This is a genomic window from Mesorhizobium sp. M7D.F.Ca.US.004.03.1.1, assembly GCF_003998635.1.
Taxonomy (GTDB): Bacteria; Pseudomonadota; Alphaproteobacteria; order Rhizobiales; family Rhizobiaceae; genus Mesorhizobium; species Mesorhizobium loti.
Map to the genome: position 1 here is coordinate 1 of NZ_RZQG01000462.1, position 4,723 is coordinate 4,723.

At 62.4% G+C, this 4,723-nt stretch carries 6 protein-coding genes; 5 read left to right on the forward strand and 1 reads right to left on the reverse strand.

Annotation, left to right across the window (positions count from 1 at the left end; translation table 11 throughout):
* Positions 1–565: MFS transporter (locus EN935_RS22810; RefSeq protein WP_164771271.1), on the forward strand; the 565-nt coding region annotated here is incomplete at its 5' end.
* Here EN935_RS22810 and EN935_RS22815 read toward each other — a convergent pair.
* The gene (locus EN935_RS22815) at positions 566–1,423 is read right to left on the reverse strand and encodes a mechanosensitive ion channel domain-containing protein (RefSeq protein ID WP_127265110.1); all 858 of its coding nucleotides are present in this window, start codon (positions 1,421–1,423) and stop codon (positions 566–568) included.
* A gap of 242 nt (positions 1,424–1,665) precedes the next feature.
* Here EN935_RS22815 and rsfS point away from each other — a divergent pair, with 242 nt between their 5' ends.
* From rsfS to EN935_RS22835, 4 genes are all read left to right on the forward strand, one after another.
* Entirely contained in the window at positions 1,666–2,043 is a 378-nt protein-coding gene (gene rsfS / locus EN935_RS22820; protein ID WP_109664536.1) for a ribosome silencing factor, read from the forward strand.
* 83 nt (positions 2,044–2,126) lie between these two features.
* Positions 2,127–2,609 (forward strand): 23S rRNA (pseudouridine(1915)-N(3))-methyltransferase RlmH, encoded by a 483-nt coding sequence (gene rlmH, locus EN935_RS22825; RefSeq protein ID WP_127265109.1) that lies wholly within the window; start codon positions 2,127–2,129, stop codon positions 2,607–2,609.
* A gap of 184 nt (positions 2,610–2,793) precedes the next feature.
* Positions 2,794–4,149 (forward strand): murein hydrolase activator EnvC, encoded by a 1,356-nt coding sequence (locus tag EN935_RS22830; RefSeq protein WP_109664545.1) that lies wholly within the window; start codon positions 2,794–2,796, stop codon positions 4,147–4,149.
* Positions 4,150–4,723: PDZ domain-containing protein (locus EN935_RS22835; protein ID WP_164771272.1), on the forward strand; the 574-nt coding region annotated here is incomplete at its 3' end.

A 4,723-nucleotide genomic window follows, 5' to 3' on the forward strand; every position in this document is an offset into this window, starting at 1 on the left:
GGGCTACAGCCAGGCAGACGTGGCGCTGCTGCTTTCGGCGATGCCGGTCGGCACGCTGATCCTGCAAATCCCGCTTGGCTGGATTTCCGACCGCACCGACCGCCGCTATGTGCTGATCGCCGCATCCGCGCTCGCCATGGTCGCCGGCCTGTTCGCGCTCGGGTTCGATGGCGGCGCGCTGGCGGCGCTGGTGGTGATTTATATCGTTTGGGATGGCGCCTCGGAATCGATCTATTCGCTTTCCAGCGCGCATGCCTCCGACCGTGCCGGCAAGGAGGACATGGTGGCGCTGTCCAGTTCGCTGCTGTTTGCCTGGTCGCTGTCGGGCTTCGTCGTGCCAGGCATCGTGACGGCGCTGTCGGCTGTCTTCGGAACGCAGGCCTTCATCTATGTGGCGATCCTCATCGCCGCTGCGTTCTGCATGTTCGTGCTTCTGCGCGTGTTCACGACGCAGGCTGTTCCTGCCGGTGAAACCGGCAGTTTCGCACCGATGACGGCGCAGGCGCCTTTGCCGGTGGAGCTTGCGTTCGCACCGGACGAGCAGGACCGACACAGGGGCAGCTGATTATTGCCGGCGGGCTTCCGGTTGCGGCGCTTCCGGTGGCGGTGGCGGCTGCGGGATCGATATGCCTTCCGAGTCGAATTCCTGCTTGGCGCGCTTGGTGAGATCGGTCTGGGTGGCGAAGAAATCAGCCGACGATGTCCAGTAACGCAAGGCAATCGAAACGGTGCTTTCGCCCAATGTCGCGACGAATGCGATCGGTGCCGGCTCACGCTTCACCCGTCGCTCGGCGGCGGCAATTGCAAGCAAGGTCTTCTGAGCGCGGTCGATGTCGTTCCATGAACCGATGCTGAGCGCGATGTCGCTGCGGCGCACGCCGTTGCGCGAGAAGTTGCGCACCGGCTGGTTCCACAGCGTCGAATTGGGCGCGAGGATGTAGACGCCGTCGGCGCTCCTGAGCTTGGTCGCGAACAGGCCGATCTCCTCGATCGAGCCGGCAATCGAACCGACCTCGACGGACTCACCGATGCGAAATGGCCGCAGCGCCAGAAGCATGATGCCGGCGGCAATGTTCTGCAGCGTGCCTTGCAACGCCAGGCCGATGGCCAGGCCGATGGCACCGATCGCGGCAATTATCGACGCCGTCTGCACGCCGAATTGGCCGAGCACCATGATGGTGACGAGGATCAGGATGGCATAGCGGACGATCTTGGAGAAGAAATGCCGCAACGTTGCATCGAAACCATGGATATGGCCGAGGCCGGCGAAGATCGAACGTTCGGCAAGGCCGGCGATGATGTAGCCGACAACCAAGAGGATGACGGCACCGATGGCCGAGAAGGAGTAGGAAACGATCAGCGTACTCAGCTGCGCGAGGCCAGCCTGGACGGTGAGAAGGGCGTTTTGCGGGTCGATCGGCATGGCAAGATTCCGGTTGGTCGGCGAGCCGATAACCCATGCGGGCGGCGAGGGTTCCGATCTTTTCCAGCGTGCGGCGAAACCACAGGACCGAGAATACGTTGGTGCGGGGCGGGGTCCCGTCTTGAAACTGTCAGGGAACTCTGCCTATCTAAGTGGTGTCACCTGCTTTTGGGGGTGATTTGGTTGTTCTTGCTGCGAAAGGAAATACACTGAGAACAGCACTGCGGAAGAAGGCCGATATCATGCCTTCGCCGGCCAGGATCAGCGTAGACGACGCCGTGTCCCGCGCCATCAAGACAGTCCTTGCCAGTCTGGAAGACTCCAAGGCCGAAAATATTGTCTCAATCGACATCCAGGGGAAATCGAGCCTCGGCGACTATATGGTCGTCGCTTCGGGCCGATCGCACCGTCATGTTGCGGCTGTCGCCGATCATCTTCTCAAAGCGATCAAGGATGCCGGTCTCGGCACTGCGCGCGTTGAGGGGTTGGCAGGCGCCGACTGGGTCCTGATCGATTCGGGCGACATCATCGTCCACGTCTTCCGCCCTGAAGTCCGCGAATTCTACAATCTCGAAAAGATGTGGCAGGCGCCGGATCTCGAGGAAGAGACCCTCCACTAAGCCGCCTTTGTTTTGATGCATGTCGTTGTTCCAAAACCGATTCCTACTTTGGTGACATGCATTAGCGGCTTACAGGGGCGAGGATGAAGATATCAGTTCATGCCGTGGGCCGGATGAAAGCCGGCCCCGAGAAGCTGCTCGCCGACCGTTATTTCGAGCGCTTCGCCAAGAGCGGTCCGGCGGTGGGGCTTGAATTTGCCGGCATTGCCGAGATAGCCGAGGGGCGTGCCCAGACCGCCAGCGAACGCCGGCGCGAGGAAGGCCAGAAGCTGCAGACACATTTGCAGCCCGGCACCGCGCTGATCCTTCTCGACGAACGCGGCAAAAGCTTTTCCTCGGAGGACTTCGCCGGGCGCCTTGGCCTGTTGCGTGACGGTGGCCGCAAGGCGCTGGTCATCGCCATCGGCGGCGCCGACGGCCACGATCAGTCGCTGCGCGACCAGGCCGAACTGGTGATGTCGTTCGGATTGCTGACCTGGCCGCACCAATTGGTGCGCGTGATGCTGGGTGAGCAGCTTTATCGGGTGGCCACCATTCTTTCGGGACATCCCTACCATCGCTCGTAAATCGGTGAATTGGCGCGACCTGCCCGGATTTCCGCCCCAATGCCGCGCCAGATTGGACCTTTGGTCTTATGCATGTCGTTTTCCCGAAACCGGGACCACTTCTGGGCGACATGCATTCGGGAACGGGCCTTTTCAAACATGGTTGATGGTTCGTTAACGAAGCCGCAGATAGAGTCGACACCGGATGTCTGAAGGCTGGAAATCGAGAACGGGCTCATGGCGCGCGCGCTGCGGCATCGCGGCGGCGGTGCTTGTGCTGTCGCTGCATGCGGGGCGGGCCGAAAACACGCTCGACATGGCTCCCGATCCGGACCAGAGCCGGGCTGAATACGAACGGGTCTCGAAGGAGATCACGCTGTCGTCGGAACGGTTGGCCAAGCTCTCCGCCGACATCGCGACCATCAAGAAGGATCACGCCTCGATCACTGCCGCACTGATCCAGTCGGCGATGACCGAGCAGAAGCTCGGCCAGGACATCGAGGACATCGGCGCCAGGCTGGAAGGGCTGAAGGGCCAGGAGCAGAAGATACGTGTCTCGCTGGTGGCGCGGCGTGATGTGCTTGCCGAAGTGCTGGGCGCGCTGCAGCGCATGGGGCTGAACCCGCCGCCGGCGATCCTGGTCAAGCCGGAGGACGCGCTGTCGTCGGTGCGCAGTGCCATCCTGCTCGGTGCCGTGGTGCCGGAACTGCGTCAGCAAACAGATATCCTGCTCGCCGATCTCAAGGAGCAGTCGCGGGTCACGGCCTCGATCGAGGCCGAACGGGCGCGGCTAACGGCGGCGGTCGGTGACCAGGCGGCGGAAAAGAAGCGACTCGGCATGCTGCTGGAGGCCAAGCAGAAGCTCGAAGCCGACACGCAAACGCAAATGGCCGCTGAAAAGCAGCGATCCGAGGCGCTGGCGGCCAAGGCCGGCAGCCTGAAAGAGTTGATCGCCTCGCTCGAAGCGCAAGCCGACAAGAGCCGCAAGGCTGCCGATGCGGCCAAGGCTGCCGATGCCGCCAAGGCCGCCGAGCAGAAGACGGCGGATGGCGACGAGACATCAGCGCCGGCGGAACTGGCGTCGCTGCCCGTTCCGGAAAGCAACCAACTTGCCGCTGCGGCACCCTTTTCGGCGCTGCAGGGACAGATCGCGCTGCCGGTGACCGGCCGTATCAAGCTGCGATTCGGCGCCGATGACGGTAACGGCGCGGTGATGCTTGGCGACATGGTTGCGACACAATCGGGAGCCATCGTCACCGCACCGGCGGATGGGAATGTGCTTTATGCGGGGCCGTTTCGCTCCTATGGTCAACTCTTGATCCTTAACGCAGGCGACGGCTATCATGTCGTTTTGGCGGGGATGAGCAGAATCAGCGTCGCGACCGGTCAGTCAGTGCTCGCAGGAGAGCCGATCGGCGCGATGGGAGAGGCCCGGGTGGCGAGCACCTCGGTTTCGAAGAATGGAAATGCCACGCCGGAACTCTATGTCGAGTTCCGCAAGGATGGAAAACCCGTCGATCCGGCCCCATGGTGGGCGGACCGTTTTTCTGGAAGGACGTGAATAATGCGGAAACTGTCGCTTCTGTTTGCCGGTGCGCTGATGGGCGCGTCCGCCATGAGCCTTGTCTATGGCACACCCGGCTCGGCGGCGAACGCTGCAGGGTCGGAGACCTACAAGCAACTGGCGATCTTCGGCGATATCTTCGAGCGGGTGCGGGCACAGTATGTGACACCGCCCGACGACAAGTCGCTTGTCGAGAACGCCATCAACGGCATGCTTGCCTCGCTTGACCCGCACTCCTCCTACATGAACGCCGAGCAGGCGCAGGATATGCGCGTCCAGACCAAGGGCGAGTTCGGCGGCCTCGGCATCGAGGTCACCATGGAGAACGACCTGGTCAAGGTGATCACGCCGATCGACGACACCCCGGCCGCCAAGGCAGGCGTGCTGGCCGGCGACTACATCGCTAAGATCGACGGCGAAGAGGTTCGCGGCCTGACCCTCAACGACGCGGTCGACAAGATGCGTGGCCTGGTCAACACACCGATCAAGCTCACCATCCTGCGCCAGGGCGCCGACAAGCCGATCGAACTGACGGTCGTACGCGACATCATCAAGGTCAAGGCGGTCAAGT

Coding starts and splice junctions, on each gene's coding strand:
- EN935_RS22815 (WP_127265110.1), bottom strand. CDS start 1,423: ATGCCGATCGACCCGCAAAACGCCCTTCTCACCGTCCAGGCTGGCCTC.
- rlmH (WP_127265109.1), top strand. CDS start 2,127: ATGAAGATATCAGTTCATGCCGTGGGCCGGATGAAAGCCGGCCCCGAG.
- EN935_RS22830 (WP_109664545.1), top strand. CDS start 2,794: ATGTCTGAAGGCTGGAAATCGAGAACGGGCTCATGGCGCGCGCGCTGC.
- rsfS (WP_109664536.1), top strand. CDS start 1,666: ATGCCTTCGCCGGCCAGGATCAGCGTAGACGACGCCGTGTCCCGCGCC.